Origin of the sequence: Bradyrhizobium sp. CCBAU 53351, from assembly GCF_015291745.1 — a bacterium.
Classification (GTDB): Bacteria; Pseudomonadota; Alphaproteobacteria; order Rhizobiales; family Xanthobacteraceae; genus Bradyrhizobium.
The window spans coordinates 6,896,022-6,912,028 of sequence record NZ_CP030059.1 but is presented as its reverse complement, the minus strand read 5'-3'; the positions used below and the strand labels follow the sequence as shown (position 1 = coordinate 6,912,028).

Annotated in this window: 11 protein-coding genes and 1 pseudogene; 10 read left to right on the top strand and 2 right to left on the bottom strand. The window is 65.9% G+C overall.

Annotation, left to right across the window (positions count from 1 at the left end; all coding sequences use genetic code 11):
* Positions 1–7: 7 nt before the first annotated feature.
* Positions 8–1,420, bottom strand: a complete 1,413-nt coding sequence (locus tag XH83_RS32855) for an FAD-binding oxidoreductase (RefSeq protein WP_194404721.1) — start codon at positions 1,418–1,420, stop codon at positions 8–10.
* A 178-nt stretch (positions 1,421–1,598) separates the two neighbouring features.
* On the opposite strand from XH83_RS32855, the gene XH83_RS32850 reads away from it, so the two are divergent.
* The 10 genes and pseudogenes from XH83_RS32850 (at position 1,599) to XH83_RS32805 (ending at position 15,190) form a co-directional block, all read left to right on the top strand.
* A complete protein-coding gene (locus XH83_RS32850; protein ID WP_194404720.1) occupies positions 1,599–2,483 on the top strand; it encodes a dihydrodipicolinate synthase family protein in 885 nt (294 codons plus the stop codon).
* A 204-nt stretch (positions 2,484–2,687) separates the two neighbouring features.
* Entirely contained in the window at positions 2,688–5,018 is a 2,331-nt protein-coding gene (locus XH83_RS32845) for a TonB-dependent siderophore receptor (protein ID WP_194404719.1), read from the top strand.
* 2 nt (positions 5,019–5,020) lie between these two features.
* A pseudogene (locus tag XH83_RS32840) lies at positions 5,021–6,203 on the top strand (PepSY-associated TM helix domain-containing protein).
* 71 nt (positions 6,204–6,274) lie between these two features.
* Entirely contained in the window at positions 6,275–7,501 is a 1,227-nt protein-coding gene (locus XH83_RS32835; RefSeq protein ID WP_194404718.1) for a rhodanese-like domain-containing protein, read from the top strand.
* A 160-nt stretch (positions 7,502–7,661) separates the two neighbouring features.
* Complete coding sequence (gene serA, locus XH83_RS32830; RefSeq protein ID WP_194404717.1) at positions 7,662–8,906, top strand: phosphoglycerate dehydrogenase; 1,245 nt, start codon at positions 7,662–7,664, stop codon at positions 8,904–8,906.
* 77 nt (positions 8,907–8,983) lie between these two features.
* Positions 8,984–10,645 carry a tannase/feruloyl esterase family alpha/beta hydrolase gene (locus tag XH83_RS32825; protein WP_194404716.1) on the top strand — a complete coding sequence of 554 codons (1,662 nt, stop codon included), beginning with the start codon at positions 8,984–8,986 and terminating at the stop codon, positions 10,643–10,645.
* A 48-nt stretch (positions 10,646–10,693) separates the two neighbouring features.
* Entirely contained in the window at positions 10,694–11,170 is a 477-nt protein-coding gene (locus XH83_RS32820; RefSeq protein WP_194404715.1) for a MarR family winged helix-turn-helix transcriptional regulator, read from the top strand.
* The gene (locus tag XH83_RS32815) at positions 11,167–11,937 is read left to right on the top strand and encodes an enoyl-CoA hydratase (protein ID WP_194404714.1); all 771 of its coding nucleotides are present in this window, start codon (positions 11,167–11,169) and stop codon (positions 11,935–11,937) included. Before XH83_RS32820 ends, XH83_RS32815 begins: the two co-directional genes overlap by 4 nt.
* A gap of 105 nt (positions 11,938–12,042) precedes the next feature.
* Complete coding sequence (locus tag XH83_RS32810; RefSeq protein ID WP_194404713.1) at positions 12,043–14,124, top strand: methyl-accepting chemotaxis protein; 2,082 nt, start codon at positions 12,043–12,045, stop codon at positions 14,122–14,124.
* Positions 14,125–14,251: 127 nt separating this feature from the next.
* The gene (locus tag XH83_RS32805) at positions 14,252–15,190 is read left to right on the top strand and encodes a dihydrodipicolinate synthase family protein (protein ID WP_194404712.1); all 939 of its coding nucleotides are present in this window, start codon (positions 14,252–14,254) and stop codon (positions 15,188–15,190) included.
* A 118-nt stretch (positions 15,191–15,308) separates the two neighbouring features.
* On the opposite strand, the gene XH83_RS32800 is transcribed toward XH83_RS32805, so the two are convergent.
* Positions 15,309–16,007: a DUF1045 domain-containing protein gene (locus tag XH83_RS32800; RefSeq protein WP_194404711.1), complete on the bottom strand. Its 699-nt coding sequence runs from the start codon at positions 16,005–16,007 to the stop codon at positions 15,309–15,311.

The following is a 16,007-nucleotide window of genomic DNA, read 5'->3' as shown; positions in this document are numbered from 1 at the left end:
GCCTGTCTCAGACCACCTTGCCGGGATTGAGCAGCTGGTCCGGATCGAGCGCCGCTTTCAGCGTTCGCATCAGCGCGATCTCGGCCTCGCTCCGGGCATGTCCCAGCCATTTCTTCTTGATGGTGCCGATGCCGTGCTCGGCCGAGACGCTGCCGCCGAGCTCGCGCACTAGGCCGTAGATGATCGTATCCATCTCTTCCTTCGGCTGCTGCTCGACGGCAAGGCCGGTGACCCAGGAGACGAGATGCAGATTGCCGTCGCCGATATGGCCGTAATAGACGCTTTCGCAGCCCTTGATGCCGGAGGCCAACGCCGCCTTGCAGCGCGTCGCGAACTCGTCCATCCGCGCCACGGCAAGACCGATATCGTAGGAGATGTGCGGGCCCAGCACCTGGCCGAACTCGGCGCAGATGTCGCGCACGCGCCAGAAGGCCTGCGTCTGCGCCAGCGATTGCGCCACGGCGGCATCCGCCAGCAGCCCGCGCTCCATCAGCTCTTCGAGCCAGGCCTGGAAGCGCGGCGCGTCGACGCTCTCGTCGGTGCCTTGCGCTTCCACCAGCACGTAGAGGCCTTGGTTAGCTGCGACCGGCGGCTTCACGCCGGCGCGTGTCGTGATCACGTCCCAATAATCCGGCCACATCACCTCGAAGGCCGACAGCAGTGGGCCGAGCCCACTGCGCGCCGCGCCGAGCAGCGCGACCACCGCGGCATAATCCTTCAGCGCGCACAGCGCGGCCATGGTCGAGCGCGGCTTCGGAAACAGTTTCAGCACCACGCGGGTGATGATGCCGAGCGTGCCTTCGGAGCCGATGAAGAGATGCTTGAGGTCATAGCCCGCATTGTTCTTCATCAGCTTGTTGAGGCTGGTGATGACGGTGCCGTCGGGCAGCACTACTTCGAGACCGAGCACCAGCTCGCGCGTCATGCCGTAGCGGATCACGCGGTTGCCGCCGGCATTGGTCGAGAGATTGCCGCCGATCGCGCAGGAGCCGCGCGAGCCGAGGTCGAGCGGGAAGAAGAAGCCGGCCTCGTCCGCGGCCTTCTGGATCGTCTCCAGCGGCGTTCCGGCCTTCACCGTCATCGTCATCGACGCCGGATCGATCTCCTCGATGCCGGTCATGCGCTCCAGCGAGATCGCGACCCAGCCGGCCTCGGGCGAGGCGCCGCGGCACAGTCCGGTCAGTCCGCCCTGCGGCACGAACGGCAGATGCGCCTGCCGACATGTCGCAATCGCATCAGCCACGCCTTGCGCGTCCACGGGGCGGATCACCGCCAGCGGCGCCTGCGGCAAGCTCGCGCTCCAGTCGTTGCAATTGCGTGCCGGCACGTCGGTGCCGATCAACACGGCGGCCGCGCCAAGCTTGTCGCGCAGGGCGCCGAGCAATTGGTCGGGTCGCCCGATGGGGGTCACCATGTTCATGCGAGACCTCCTCAATATTTGGCTGCGCCCATGCACGCCGTGACGCCGGAAAGAGTTTGCGTGTCTCTTGTATGTAAGGTACAAGATGAAAAGTAAAGCAAAAACAAGGCTCGGCGCAGCTCCGTAAGATCGTTAGAGATCAGAGGCTTAGGTCGGGATCGAAACAAAGGGCAGTGTGATGACCGAGGCAATTCGCGGGTTCTGGGTGGCATCGGCGACGCCGCTGGCGTCCGACGGCAGCGTGGATTCGGCAAAGCTCGCGGCCCATGCCAGGCAGCTGTTCGGCAAGGGAGTCGACGGCGTCGTGCTGTTCGGCACCACGGGCGAGGGCACCTCCTTCAATGTCAGCGAGCGCACCGCGACCATCGAGGCCGTGCTCAAGGCCGGCATTGCGCCGGAGCGCATCGGCATCGGCGGCGGCTTCCCTGCCATCACCGACAGCATCGCCCTGACGCGCGCCGTGCTCGGCCTCGGCCTGCGTCACGTGCTGGTGCTGCCGCCCTATTTCGACCGCAGCGTCACGCCTGAAGGCATCGAGGATGCCTTTGCTGCGATCATCGACGGTGTCGCCGACGATCGGTTGCGCGCCTATCTCTATCACATCCCGCAGACGTCGGGCGTTGCGATCCCCACGACTGTCGCTGCGAGCTTGCGCAAGCGTTACGGCAAGGTGGTCGCGGGTCTGAAAGACTCCAGCGGCGACTTCAAGCAGTTCCAGGCGTTCCGTGCTGCAGCTCCCGAGCTCGCCATCACCGTCGGCAACGAAGCCGATATCGCCCGCGCGATTGCCGCGGGCGGGGCCGGCACCATTTGCGGCATGGCCAATGTCGTGCCCGAGCTGGTCAAGGGAATGGTCGAGGGCAAGGATGTCGAAGCGCGGATGCAGGCTGCGATCGACGTCGTGCTGAAGACGGCCTCCTTCACGGCGACGTTGAAGGCGATCCTCGCGGCGCAGACCGGCGATGCCGCCTGGCTGCGCGTGCGCCCGCCTCTGCGCGCGTCGTCCGACGGCACTGCGTTGAAGCGCAAGATCGACGAGTTGACGGCGCCTGCCACCGCGTAAAGGCGCAAAAAATTCCGCCGCACGCTGCTTCGCAAATTCGCGCAGCGTGCCGCCTTTGCTGCGGCATCGATCGGTGATTGCCGTTCGGCGTGGATTTACGCTTAGAACGATTCAACACTAGAGCGATTCAAATCCGTCTGCGGTTCTCTTCAATCGAGACGACTGTTACACGCGCACACTTCAATGTTCCTGAATTGAAGTGGAATGAAAGTGCGTGCCTCCGTGGATGGCCTGCATCTCGGCAGCCATCGTCTTCGCGCCGGCGAGAGCCGCGCAGGTCTTCTCATCGGTGCAGCGGTGCTGCTCGCATCTCCCCTCAATACGACGGCTGCGCAGGCCCAATCGGCGCTGCCGCCCGTCACGGTGGACGCGCCGGCGCCGCGGCCGAAACCGGCGCGCGCTTCGGATCAGTCTTCCCGCCGCACGCAGACTGCGGCGCGCCGCCAGTCGAATCGCAATCCGGCACCTGCTACGCCGACGCTCTCGGAGCGCGCCGCCGCGGACGCAGCCGCACAGCAGGCCGCCAAGCTCGGATACCGCGCGATGCCGAGCGCCACGACTTTGCGCAGCGGCGCCTCGCCGCTCGACACATCGCAGGCGGTCAACGTCGTGCCCGAGCAGGTGCTGAAGGACCAGCTGCCGCGCAACATCGACGACGCGCTCATCAACGTCTCCGGCATTACCCAGACCAATACGCTCGCGGGCAGCCAGGACGCCGTGATCCGCCGCGGCTTCGGCGACAACCGCGACGGCTCGATCATGCGCAACGGCATGCCGCTGGTGCAAGGCCGCAGCTTCAATCCTGCGGTCGAGAGCGTCGAGGTGCTGAAAGGGCCGGCGTCGCTGCTCTACGGCATCATGGATCCTGGCGGCATCGTCAACACCATCAGCAAGCGGCCCGAGCTCTACCAGCACGGTTCGGTCACACTGCTCGGCTCGGCCTTCAGCGCTTCGAAGACCGGCGCCGACGGCCTGCTCGACGTCACCGGTCCGATCGGTGACCAGGGCCTCGCCTATCGTTTCATCGGCTACGGCGTCAGCGAAGATTATTGGCGCAATTTCGGCCGGCACCGCGAGATGCTGGTGGCGCCGTCGCTGGCCTGGTACGGCCAGGACACCACGGTGCAGCTCAACTACGAGCACCGCGAGTTCATCTACCCATTCGATCGCGGCACGGCGTTCAATCCAGTGACCAAGGCGCCGCTGGCCGTGCCTGCAACGCGACGGCTGGATGAACCCTTCAACAACACCTGGGGCACCTCCGACCTGATGCAGGCATCTGTCGAGCACCGCTTCAACCAGGATTGGAAGCTCTACGCCGGCTACAGCTACAACACGGAGACCTTCAGCGCCAACCAGCTCCGCATCACCAATATTGACTTCACGACCGGCAGGGAGACGCGCAGCAACGATGGCACGGGAAGTTCGCTCAGCAACGTCAGCTACGGAACGTCCTATGTTTCCGGCAGCTTCTGGCTCGGCGACATGCGCAACGAGGTGGTGTTCGGCGGTGACGGGCAATATCGCACGATCTATCGCGACACCCTGATCCGGCAGACGACGCCCGCCTTCAATGTCTACAATCCCGTCTACGGGCTGATCGGACCGGGCACCACGGCATCGAACTCCGACAGCGCGCAGACCGACAAGCTCGGCCAATGGTCGCTGTTTGCCCAGGACACCCTGCATCTGACCGAACGCTTCGCGCTGGTCGGCGGCGTGCGTTACATGGACTACGATCAGATCGCGGGTCGCGGAAAGCCGTTCAACACCAATACCAACGTGTCCCAGGACAAGGTGCTGCCCCTCGGCGGCGCCATCTTCAAGCTGACCGACCAGATCTCGCTCTATGCGAGCTACACTCAATCGCTGAAGCCGAACTCGACCATTGCGCCGATCGGCGTGGTGATCGATTCCAACGTCCCTCCGGAAGAGGGCGTGTCATACGAGGCCGGCGTCAAGTTCGATCTGAACAAGCGCATCTCCGGCACGCTGGCGCTCTATGATCTCGACAAGAAGAACGTGCAGACGACGAAGACGAACAGCGCGGGTATCGTGGAGCTCCACACCGTCGGGCGTGCACGTTCGCGCGGCGTCGAGCTGGACGTCACCGGGAGGCTCACCGACAGCTGGGCTCTGATCGGCAGCTATGGCTATACGGATGCCCGCGTGACGGCGTCGGAAGATCCGACGCTGTATGGCAAGAAGCTGCAAAACGTCGCCTTGAACACCGCATCGCTCTATCTGGTCTACGACTTCGGCACCGCATTGCCCGGCCAGCTCCGCCTCGGCGGCGGCGCGCGCTATGTCGGCGACCGTCCAGGAGATTCCATCAACTCCTTCTTTCTGCCGTCCTATGTCGTCGCCGATATCTTCGCGACCTATGAGACGAAGTATCAGAACACGCCTGTCATCTATCAGTTCAACGTCAAGAACCTGTTCGACACCGTTTACTATCCCTCAGCGGTCAACAATCTCAACGTCGCCATCGGCGATGCCAGGCGGGTCTCGCTGTCGGCGACGGTGAAGTTCTAGCCATGGCGGCGCGGCTGGGACACACGGTCAAGGCGGTCCTGTTTCAGGTCCACTCCGTCGCGGGCTTGGTCCTGGCGCTGCTGGTGTCCCTGATCGCGCTGACCGGCGCGATCATGAGTTTCGAGGACGAGATCGTCGATCATCTCAACGCCGGCATCATGCAGGTCGCGCCGCGTCAGGCGCCGGCCTTGACGCCGGACGCGCTGGTAGCGCGGCTGAAGGCGGCGCAGGACCTCGGCAAGGTCTCGGCCGTCACGCTGTCGAGCGATCCGTCGGCGGCGGTCCATGTCCGCTTTGCGCGCGACGACCGGGGCGACCGGCCGACCTCGCTCTATGTCGATCCCACCGATGCGCGGGTGCTGGGCTCACCGCGCGGCGAGGCGTTCTTCGCGACCGTGCGCCGGCTGCATCGCTGGCTGCTGGTTCCCGGCGACGGCAAGGGCTGGGGACGTCCGATCACCGGCAGCATCGCGCTCGGCCTGATCGTCATGCTCGTCTCCGGCCTCGTGCTGCGCTGGCCGCGTCGCGCGGGCAGCATGAAGATGTGGCTGAAGCCGAATATCGCACCCGGAGGCCGCGCGCTGCATCGCTCTCTGCACACGGTGATCGGCACCTGGGTTTTGCCGATCTATCTGACGATGGCGCTCACCGGGCTGTATTTCTCCTTCGAATGGTACAAGGACGGCGTGACCTGGCTGCTGGCGCGCCCGCAGGTTGCCGCCACAAAGATGACCGCAAAGCCGCCACGTGCTGCGCGCCCAGCCGAGACCGCGCAGCCGATCGGATTCGATCAGGCCTGGATGACGTTCCAGCGCGAGGAGGGCGACCGGTTCTCCCGGACCTTGCTGACGCTGCCGGCGGGATCGGGCACGGCGATCCGAATCCGCTCGTGGGGCAAGGCGTCGCTGCTGGAGACCACGCGCGATGAATTCCGCATCGATGCTGTCACCGGCCAGCTGGTCTCCGCCGAGCGCTACGCCGACAAGACTTTTGGCGAAAAGATCCTCGCGGCGATCTACGACATCCATCGTGGCGAGATCCTGGGATGGCCGGGCAAGCTCGCCTTCATGATCGCCGCGATCCTGATGCCGCTGTTCGCGGTCACCGGAATCCTGCTCTATCTGTCGCGCCGGGCTGCGGCAACCCGCGCAGAAGCCGCTGGCCCGGCTCGTTCCCGGCGAGTGAGCCGACAAGGCTAGCCAACGCGCCTCTAATCGGTCAAAAGCCCCTGGCTTGTCCTTGCCAGGATTGATGCCATGAAGACCGTCACCCCCGCCGATATCCGCCGCGCGCTGCTGTTGCGCGAAGAAATCGCGCTGCTCGATCTCAGATACGAGGCGGGTTTTGCGACCGGGCATCCGCTGTTCGCCGCCAACATGGCCGCCGACCGGATCGCGATCGAGGCCGAGACGCGGCTGCCGCGCAAGGGCGTGGCGATCGTTCTCTATGATGACGGCGAGGGGCTGGTCGCGAGCGGTGCTGAAAGTCTCGCCGCGCTCGGCTACACCAATGTCAGTGCGCTCGAGGGCGGGCTGAAGGCCTGGCGTGCGGCGGGCTATGAGGTCTTCGAGGACGTCAACTCCTATTCGAAGGCGTTCGGCGAGCTGGTCGAGTCGCGCAGGCATACGCCCTCGCTCAGCGCGGATGAGGTGGCCAAGCTGATCGCGGACAAGGCCGACATCGCCATCCTCGACGTTCGCCGCTTCGACGAATACGCGACCATGAACATTCCGGGCTCGGTCAGCGTGCCCGGCGCGGAGCTGGTGCTGCGGGCAGGCCAGGCCGCGCCCGATCCTGACACCACCATCATCGTCAATTGCGCCGGCCGCACCCGCTCCATCATCGGCACCCAATCGCTGATCAATGCCGGCGTGCCCAACAAAGTGCGGGCGCTGCGCAACGGCACAATCGGCTGGACGCTGGCGCGGCACACGCTCGATCACGGCGCCGACCGGCGCGGCGCGATCGGATCGTTCGACGGCGGTCCGGCCAATGCGCGCGATGTCGCCTATCGCGCCGGCGTGCGCCACATCGGCGCCAGCGAGATGGCTGCGCTCGTCGCGCAGAGGGATCGCACGCTGTACCGCTTCGACGTGCGCGATGCGGAAGAATATGCGGCCGGCCATCTGCCGGGCTTCCGCCACTATCCGGGGGGCCAGCTCGTGCAGGAAACCGACATGGCCGCGCCCGTGCGCGGCGCGCGCATCGTGCTGACCGACGACAGGAGCGTCCGCGCCGACATGACGGCGTCGTGGCTGGCGCAGATGGGCTGGGAGGTCTATGTGCTCGAAGGCGGCTATGACGGCGCGCTCGAGCTCGGCGCGCCGCACGTGCTGCCCAAGCCAGATCCGGCGCACCGCTACCGCCGTCCCTACGAAGGTACCGACGTCGCGGAGAAAGCGATGCAGGCCTATCTCGATTGGGAATACGGCCTCGTCGAGCAGCTCCGCCGCGACGGCACGCACGGGTTTTATGTGATTTGACGGCGAGCGAAACGACCACGGCGCACTGATATGACCGCGCTGGTGGGATGCCAAGCGCATCTCGCGTTCCGCCATCTTCTTCCCGTATCCGACCCCTATTGTGCTGTGCATCGTCAGCGGTCTATGTGCTCAGCCAAAGCTCATGATCCACGGAGACACCATGTCAGCCCCAGGCCAAAGCCCTGAGCGGAGCGCGAAGGCACTGTTGCTCGAAGGCGTCAATGATAGCGCTGTCGACCTTTTCAGGAGTGCGGGCTTCGCCAATGTCGAGCGGCTGACCAAGGCGCTGGACGGCGAGGATCTGCGCAAGGCGCTCAAAGGCGTGTCGCTGCTCGGCATCCGCTCGCGCACCCAGATCACCGACGAGGTGCTCGCCGCCGCCGACGGGCTGCTCGCGGTCGGCTGCTTCAGCGTCGGCACCAACCAGGTCGACCTTGCGGCCGCGCGCAAGCGCGGCATTCCCGTGTTCAACGCGCCGTTCTCCAACACGCGCAGCGTCGCCGAGCTCGTGATCGGCGAGATCGTGATGCTGCTGCGTCGCATATTCCCGCGCTCGGTGTCGGCCCACGACGGCGGCTGGGACAAGTCGGCGACCGGCAGCCGCGAGGTGCGAGGCCGCACCCTCGGCATCGTCGGCTACGGCAATATCGGCTCGCAGCTCTCGACGCTGGCGGAAGCGATCGGCATGCGCGTGATCTATTTCGACCGCACCGACAAGCTCCGCCACGGCAACACCGAGCCGGTCGAGCGGCTGGACGAGCTGCTGGCGCAGAGCGATGTCGTCAGCCTGCACGTGCCGGAGACGCCGGAGACCGCGGGCATGATCGGCGAGAAGGAGCTGCGGGCGATGAAGCCGGGCTCGTTCCTGATCAACAACAGCCGCGGGACCGTGGTCGATCTCGACGCGCTGGCGCGTGCCCTGCGCGACGGTCACCTCGCCGGCGCCGCCATCGACGTGTTTCCGGTCGAGCCGTCCTCGAACGCGGACCGCTTCAAGAGCCCGGTGCAGGGCCTCGAGAACGTCATCCTAACCCCGCATATCGGCGGCTCCACCGAAGAGGCCCAGGAGCGTATCGGTGGGGAAGTCGCGCGAAAACTGGTCGACTATTTCATCACGGGCTCGACCATGGGCGCGGTGAATTTTCCGGAGGTGCAGCTGCATCTGCGGCCTTCCGGCGCGCGCTTCAGTCACGTCCATCGCAACGTGCCCGGCATGCTGCGCAGGCTCAACGAGGTCTTCCTGCAGCGCGACATCAACATCGCCGCGCAATATCTGGAGACGGCAGGCGATCTCGGCTACGTCGTGCTCGATGCCGATCTCGGTGGCCAGGATTCCGCCGCGCTGCTCCAGCAGATCCGCAGCCTCGACGGCACGGTCGGCGCGCGGCTGGTGTTCGAGCACTAACGTCCATTGACGGCTGCCCGGAGGTCGCATTGAATGCGGCCTCTGGTAGACTGAATAAGACACAAGGGGTGGAAACGATGACGCTCACAACAGCGAAGCTGTGCGCATGGCTCGTGGGCGCTGCGGCCGCCCTGAGCGCGAACGCAGTGGTCGCCGCCACCCTGGCGGAGAATGCAGAAACAGTCTGCAAGGGCCTCAACGGCGGCACTGACGCCGCGAAGATCGATTCCGCAACGCTGCAAGCACCGTCGCCGCTCGCTATTGCCGAACGCGGGCCGACGCCGTCGGGGCGCGTCACGCCGGCCAGTCCCGCCTTCTGCAAGGTGCTCGGCCATATCGACCCCGTCGACCCCAAGGCGCCGCCGATCAAGTTTCAGGTCAACCTTCCCGTCGAGTGGAACGGGCGCTCGCTGCAATATGGCGGCGGCGGATTCAACGGCGTGCTGATCACCGGCCTTGCGCTGCCGCCAGCCTATCCGTTCGACAAGCCGTCGCCGCTGGCGCGCGGCTTCGTCACCTACGGCACGGATTCGGGCCATGAGACCAAGCAAGGCGAGCTGCCGCAGGTCTTTGCGCTCAATGACGAGGCGTTCGAGAACTTTGCCCATCGCGCCTACAAGCGGGTGCGCGACGCGGCTGTCGGGCTGATGGAGCGCGCTTACGGCAAGAAGCCTGACAAGATGTACTTCATGGGCTCGTCCGAGGGCGGCCGCGAAGGCCTCACCATGGCACAGCGTTACCCCGACGATTTCGACGGCATCTTCGCCCGCGTGCCCGTGATCAACTGGGTCGGCCTGCAGCACGCCGGCACGCGCTCGGGTCTCGTCACCATGGGCGCAGGCTGGATCAACCCGGCGCAGGTGAAGCTCGTCGGCGAGGCCGTGCGGGCGGCGTGCGACAAGGCCGACGGCTCCGACGATGCGCTGGTGCAGGATCCCGTCGGCTGCAAGGCCGCCTTCAAGGCCGAAACGTTACGCTGCGCGGACGGAAAGACAGGCGATCAGTGTCTCACCGATGCGCAGATCAAGGCGATCGAGACCTTGCACGGACCTTACAAATTCCCGTTCGTGCTCGCCAATGGTCTCGACGATTATCCGGGTTGGGGCGTCTCGGGCGAGGACACGCCGGCGATCGGGCCGACCGGCGGCTGGACCGCGTGGTGGCTCGGCACCGCGCCGCCGGCCCAGCCGCCCGCGCCCAACAACGGCATCGCCTGGATCTACGGCGCCGGCGGCATCCAATATGTGTTCGCGCGCGATCCCAAGCTCGACGTCACCACCTACAAGGTGGAGGAGCACAAGGCGCGGCTGCTCGAAGTGTCGAAGCTGATGGATTCGACCGATCCCGATCTCAGCCGCTTCCGCGCGCACGGCGGCCGGCTGATCATGCTCGAGCACATGGCCGATTATGCCCAGAGCCCCTATGCCGGCATCCGCTATTTCGAGAGCGTCGAGCGCAAGCTGGGCAAGGCCGAGACGACCGAATTCGCGCGGCTCTACACCGCACCCGGCGTCGACCATGTCGGCTCCGGCGCGCCGGCCAATGTCGACATGCTCAGCGTGCTGGTCGACTGGGTCGAGAAGGGCAAGGCGCCCGGCGATCTCGAAGTCAGCGAGCAGAAAGTCGAGGCGCCGTCCTTCGCAGTGACCCGAGCACTGCCGCTGTGCCGATGGCCGGCCTGGCCGCACTACAAGTCGGGACCGGTGACGGAGGCGGCGAGCTTCACCTGCGCGCCGTAGTCAAACGGTTCGTTTGACAACCACCTCGCGCCCGGCTAAATATTTCGCATGCGAAATAAAACGGCTGGCGCGCGGCATCATCGGCTGATTTACCTGCTCAACGTCGCACAGCGCCGCCTGCAGCGCTGGATGGCGGCGCGCCCGGACAACGAGGTGACGCCGGCACAAGCGGGACTGCTGTTCATCCTCGGCAAGCAGGACGGTGTCCTGATGGGCGAGGCGGGCGCGGCGCTCGACATGGGTCCGGCCGGCATTTCCGGCCTCGTCGACCGCACGGAGGCTGCGAAGCTGATCGAGCGACGGGTCGATCGCGAAGACGGACGCGCCTGGCGCATCTTTCTGACGCCGAAGGGACGCACCGCGCTGGCGCAGGCGAAAGCCGGCGCAGAGCAGGTTAACGCGGCGCTGACGGAGGGATTTACGGCGGCCGAGATCGACATCGTCGCGCGCTGGCTGACGAGCATTCAGGACAAGTTTCCAAGATCTTCAGAAACACGACATTCAGACCAAGGAGCAGATCAATGACCGAGCATGTCCGGATCGAGACCAATAGTGGAATCCTCACCCTCACGCTGGCGCGGCCCGACAAGAAGAACGCGCTGACCGATGCGATGTACGGCAAGCTCGCCGACGCCATCGAAGCCGCCGAGAGCGACGTATCAGCCCGCGTGATCCTGATCCGCGGCGAGGGCGACATGTTCACCGCCGGCAACGACGTCGGCGAATTCGCCGCGGTCGCGGCCGGCAAGTCCGAAGGCAGCCGCAATGTCGTCCGCTTCATCCAGTCTCTGGCGCGCTGCACCCGGCCGCTGGTCGCGGCGGTGCAGGGCCGCGCCGTCGGCGTCGGCACCACGATGCTGCTGCATTGCGACCTCGTGGTGCTCGCCGACAACGCGCAGTTGTCGACACCCTTCGTCAGCCTCGCGCTGGTGCCGGAAGCGGCGTCCAGCCTGCTGATGCCTGCGCGCATCGGCCATGCCCGTGCCTATGAGATGTTCGCGCTCGGCGAAACGGTGCCGGCGCAGGCCGCGCTGCACTGGGGCCTCGCCAACCGCGTGGTCCGGCTCGACAAGCTCGATGCCGAGGCGCTCGCGCTCGCCCAGCGCCTGGCACGCCAGCCGGCCGGCGCTCTCACCGCCACCAAGCGCCTGATGCGCAACGGCGAGGTGCTGGTCACGCAGATGCAGGCCGAAGGCGAGCAGTTCGCCCAGCGCCTGCGCACCGCCGAGGCGCGCGAGGCGTTCACGGCCTTTGCCGAGCGCCGTCCGCCCGATTTCACCAAGGTTGGATAAAATGGCGGCCCGAGGGGCGGCGATTAACATTTGACACAAGCTTAACGGACTTTTGGCATGTGACGGTACAAGGTGGCCACTCGTGAAGAGTAGGTCCCTTGGCCCATGTCAATTCTTAAGAAATCGGTAAGCAAGCTCCTGCTGGGCTTGATGGCGCTTCTGGCCATCGGTGCCTTGACCAGCACGGCGATCCAGATGTTCGGCGCCCTCGGTCGCTACAGTGACAGTCTGGAGACCGAGCGGCTCGCGGCTGCCGACAAGGCTATCTTCCAGGGCGTGCTTGCGCTGCGCACCAATCGCGGCGACGCCCAGAGCGCGCTGCTCGGCGAGGACAACGCCCGGCCCAAGCTGGAGGCGGCGGAGAAGGCCGAACAGGCGGGCTATGAGGCCATTGTCGCGGCGCTCTCCACCGTCGAATTTGCCCGGCGCGACGAGCTTGCCGGCACCCTCAAGCAGCGCTGGAGCGAGGCCGCGCCGAAGTTCCAGCTGTTCTACGACGAGGCGAAGCTGCCGCGTGCCGAGCGCAAGATGGAGCGCACTGGCGTCTGGTACGATTCCGTCACCAAGGTGATCGACACGGCGAATCTCGCCTCGACCGCCGTGTCCAACCGCGCCTGGATGAACGATCCCTTCATCGCGCGCATGATTCAGGTCCGCCGCCTCGCCTGGCAGGTGCGCGACCGCTACGGCATCCAATGCTCGACCCTGCGTCCGAACGTCAATGCCAGCAAGCCGCTCGACGAGTCCCAGAAGCAGACCGTGGCAAGCTGGAACGGCATCGTCACCGCCGGATGGACGGGGATGGAGGAACTGCTCGCCGCGCCCGACGTGACGTCGGATCTGACCAACGCGGCGAAGGAAGCACGGGGCAAAACCGACGCGGCCCTCAAGCAGATCGGCGAGCTCGGCAAGAACTTCGACGGCAGCGGTAAACCGGCGATGCCCGCCTCCGAATGGAACGCGCTGTGTCAGTCGCCCTTCACGTCCATCGTCGCGGTCGCCAACAAGGCGCTCGACCAGTCGATCGCGCGTGCCGAGATGGTTCAGGCCAAGGCCCTCACCAATCTCATCGTGCAGTCGCTCGCGTTCCTGCTCGCCCTGGCCGTGACTTTGGCCGGCGTGTTCGTGGTACGCACTCGCCTGATGCGCCCGGTGCGCGCCATCCTCGACGCCATCGCCCGCATCAGCGCGCACGATTATGCGACGCCGGTGCCGCAATCCCGGCATCCTGACGAGTTCGGCACCATGGCCGCCGCGCTCGAAAGCCTGCGCGAGAGCGCGGCGACCGCCGAGCGTCTGGGCCATGAGCGCCAATCGCAGCAGGCGCTGCAGCTCGCCCGCTCCGGCACCGTCGATTCCGCATGCCGCAGCTTCGACGATACGGTTCAGGCGGTGATCCAGAGCGTTGCGGCCTCGACGCGGGAGCTCGATGCCACCGCGACCGGCGTGCGCTCGCTGGTGTCGCAATCGAGCAGCCAGACCGCCGCCGTCTCCTCCGCCGCCGAGCAGGCCACCAACAACCTGGAGACCATCGCGGCGGCGACCGAAGAACTCTCCGCGTCCGTCGGCGAGATTTCCGCGCAGGTGCAGGCCAGCGCCCGCGAGGCCCGTGAAGCCGTATCGCAGGCCGAGCAGACCAACGCGACGGTCGAGATCCTCGACCAGACCGCAAGCCGCATCGGTGAGGTCGTGAAGATGATCAACGCCATCGCCGGCCAGACCAACCTTCTGGCCTTGAACGCCACCATCGAGGCCGCGCGTGCGGGCGAGGCCGGCCGCGGTTTCGCCGTGGTTGCCGGCGAGGTCAAGAGCCTCGCCTCCCAGACCGCGACCGCGACGGAAGAGATCTCGCGTCAGGTCGCGGAGATCCAGGGCGCGACGGGCCAGGCGGTCGCAGCCATCCGTTCGATCGGCGGCGCTATCGGCGGAATCGACGAGAAGATGACGGCGATTGCCGCCGCCGTCGAGCAGCAGCGCGCCGCGACCACCGAGATCTCGCGCAACTTCCAGCAGGCCGCGCAAGGCACCCGCGAGGTCACCGACACCATCGGCAGCGTTGCAAGGCTCAACCAGGAGACCGGCAACGCCGGCACGGTGTTGTCGGAATCCGTCAAGAAAATGTCGGCCGACGCCGATCGTCTCCGCGTCGCGGTCGAGGGCTTCCTGGGCGCGGTGAAGACCGCGTAGTTCCGCCTCATTCTTCCATCCTGACGTCGTGCGTTCGGCATTGCCGCCGATCCGCTCGGCGGGTACATCTGTGCCGCAGCATCACATTTGCGGCGACAGACGTAAGACATCAGGGATGGAGAATTCGATGCCGGTCACCCCACACAAGGCCCAGCGCCCCTATCGCGGCGTGTTTCCGGTCGCGCCCACCATCTTCGACGAGCGCGGCGAGCTCGATCTCGAGGGCCAGCGCCGCTGCATCGATTTCATGCTCGACGCCGGCTCGAACGGCATCTGCATCCTCGCCAATTTCTCCGAGCAGTTCGTGCTCACCGATGCCGAGCGCGAGACCGTGATGCATGCGGTGCTGGAGCATGTCGCGGGCCGGGTTCCCGTGATCGTCACCACCACCCATTTCAGCTCGGCCGTCTGCGCCGCGCGCAGCAAGCAGGCCGAAGCGGCGGGCGCGGCCATGGTGATGGTGATGCCGCCCTATCACGGCGCCACTTTCCGCGTGCCCGAGAAAGGCATCGTCGAATTCTTCAAGGTGCTCTCGGGCGCGATCGACATTCCGATCATGATCCAAGACGCACCGGTGGCCGGCACGCCGCTGTCGGTCGAGCTGCTGGCGCGGCTGGCGCACGACTTCTCCAACATTCGCTACTTCAAGATCGAGGTGCCCTTCGCCGCGGCCAAGCTGCGCAGCCTGATCGAGGCGGGCGGCAAGGACATCGAGGGCCCGTGGGACGGCGAGGAGGCGATCACGCTGCTCGCCGATCTCGACGCCGGCGCCACCGGCGCGATGACCGGCGGCGGCTATCCCGACGGCATCCGCCAGATCGTCGATCCCTATTTCGCCGGTGACCGCGAGAAGGCGAAGGCCGCCTATGAACGCTGGCTGCCGTTGATCAATTACGAGAACCGTCAATGCGGCCTGATCGCCTGCAAGGTCATGATGCAGGCCGGCGGCGTGATCAAATCGGACGCCGTGCGCCACCCGCTGCAGCCGCTGCATCCGGCGGCAAGGGCGGGATTGCTGGAGCTGGCGAAAGAGCGCGATGCGCTGGCACTCAGGTGGGGGAAGTAAGCCTCTCCACCGTCATTGCAAGGAGCCCTTGCGACGAAGCAATCCAGACTGACTCCGCGGAAAGACTCTGGATTCCTACGCTGCGCTCGCAATGACGGAGCCTGCCGGGAGATCTCGGCTAACGCGCCAAGACCCATTCGCCGATGATGCGGAATCTTGCCTTCGCATCATCCTGCTTGAACAACGCGATGCGGTCGATTTCGAGCGTCTCGATTTCGAGAGTCGCAAACCGCGCTCCCAGCATCTCCAGGATCGGCCCGCGCCGTTCCGCATCCAACCGCCCGGTCAGCGTCATGTGGAAGCGGAACTCTTCCATCACGTAAGGGTAGCCCCAGCGGTCGAGATGGTCGCGCTGCCGTTCGCTCAGCTTGTCGGGTCTGCGCCGTGCGCGGTCCTCGGCCGTCAGCTCGGCGCGAAACGAATCGAATTCGCGGACGCAATCGGCGGCGAGCTGCTGCAGCGCATCGACCGGCTCGGCCGGAATGACGGCGATGAAGCCGCTGATGGAATCGACGACCGGCCGGATCAGGGGGAGGGGCCGCGCCTTGCCGGCGAATGCCGCGCATGCGTTCATCAACTCGGCCTCGGTCTTGCCTGATGCCAGCGCCATCGGCGCCTTCAGCGTGCCGTGAAAGCCGTATTTGCGGGGATCGGCGCTGACGTCGCGCCAGTCCGGGGCGACGCGCACTGCGTCCGCGGGAAAGCCCAGTTCGCTGCCGGTATAGGCATCATAGCCAAGCAACTCGGCGCCGAAGCGGGAGAGGGCGCTGTCGCTGCCGGCGGCAAAATAGATCGCGTAGCGGGGAAAACCTGTCAT

Coding starts and splice junctions, on each gene's coding strand:
- XH83_RS32850 (WP_194404720.1), top strand. CDS start 1,599: ATGACCGAGGCAATTCGCGGGTTCTGGGTGGCATCGGCGACGCCGCTG.
- XH83_RS32815 (WP_194404714.1), top strand. CDS start 11,167: ATGACCGAGCATGTCCGGATCGAGACCAATAGTGGAATCCTCACCCTC.
- XH83_RS32805 (WP_194404712.1), top strand. CDS start 14,252: ATGCCGGTCACCCCACACAAGGCCCAGCGCCCCTATCGCGGCGTGTTT.
- XH83_RS32845 (WP_194404719.1), top strand. CDS start 2,688: ATGAAAGTGCGTGCCTCCGTGGATGGCCTGCATCTCGGCAGCCATCGT.
- XH83_RS32825 (WP_194404716.1), top strand. CDS start 8,984: ATGACGCTCACAACAGCGAAGCTGTGCGCATGGCTCGTGGGCGCTGCG.
- XH83_RS32835 (WP_194404718.1), top strand. CDS start 6,275: ATGAAGACCGTCACCCCCGCCGATATCCGCCGCGCGCTGCTGTTGCGC.
- XH83_RS32820 (WP_194404715.1), top strand. CDS start 10,694: ATGCGAAATAAAACGGCTGGCGCGCGGCATCATCGGCTGATTTACCTG.
- XH83_RS32800 (WP_194404711.1), bottom strand. CDS start 16,007: ATGACAGGTTTTCCCCGCTACGCGATCTATTTTGCCGCCGGCAGCGAC.
- XH83_RS32810 (WP_194404713.1), top strand. CDS start 12,043: ATGTCAATTCTTAAGAAATCGGTAAGCAAGCTCCTGCTGGGCTTGATG.
- serA (WP_194404717.1), top strand. CDS start 7,662: ATGTCAGCCCCAGGCCAAAGCCCTGAGCGGAGCGCGAAGGCACTGTTG.
- XH83_RS32855 (WP_194404721.1), bottom strand. CDS start 1,420: ATGAACATGGTGACCCCCATCGGGCGACCCGACCAATTGCTCGGCGCC.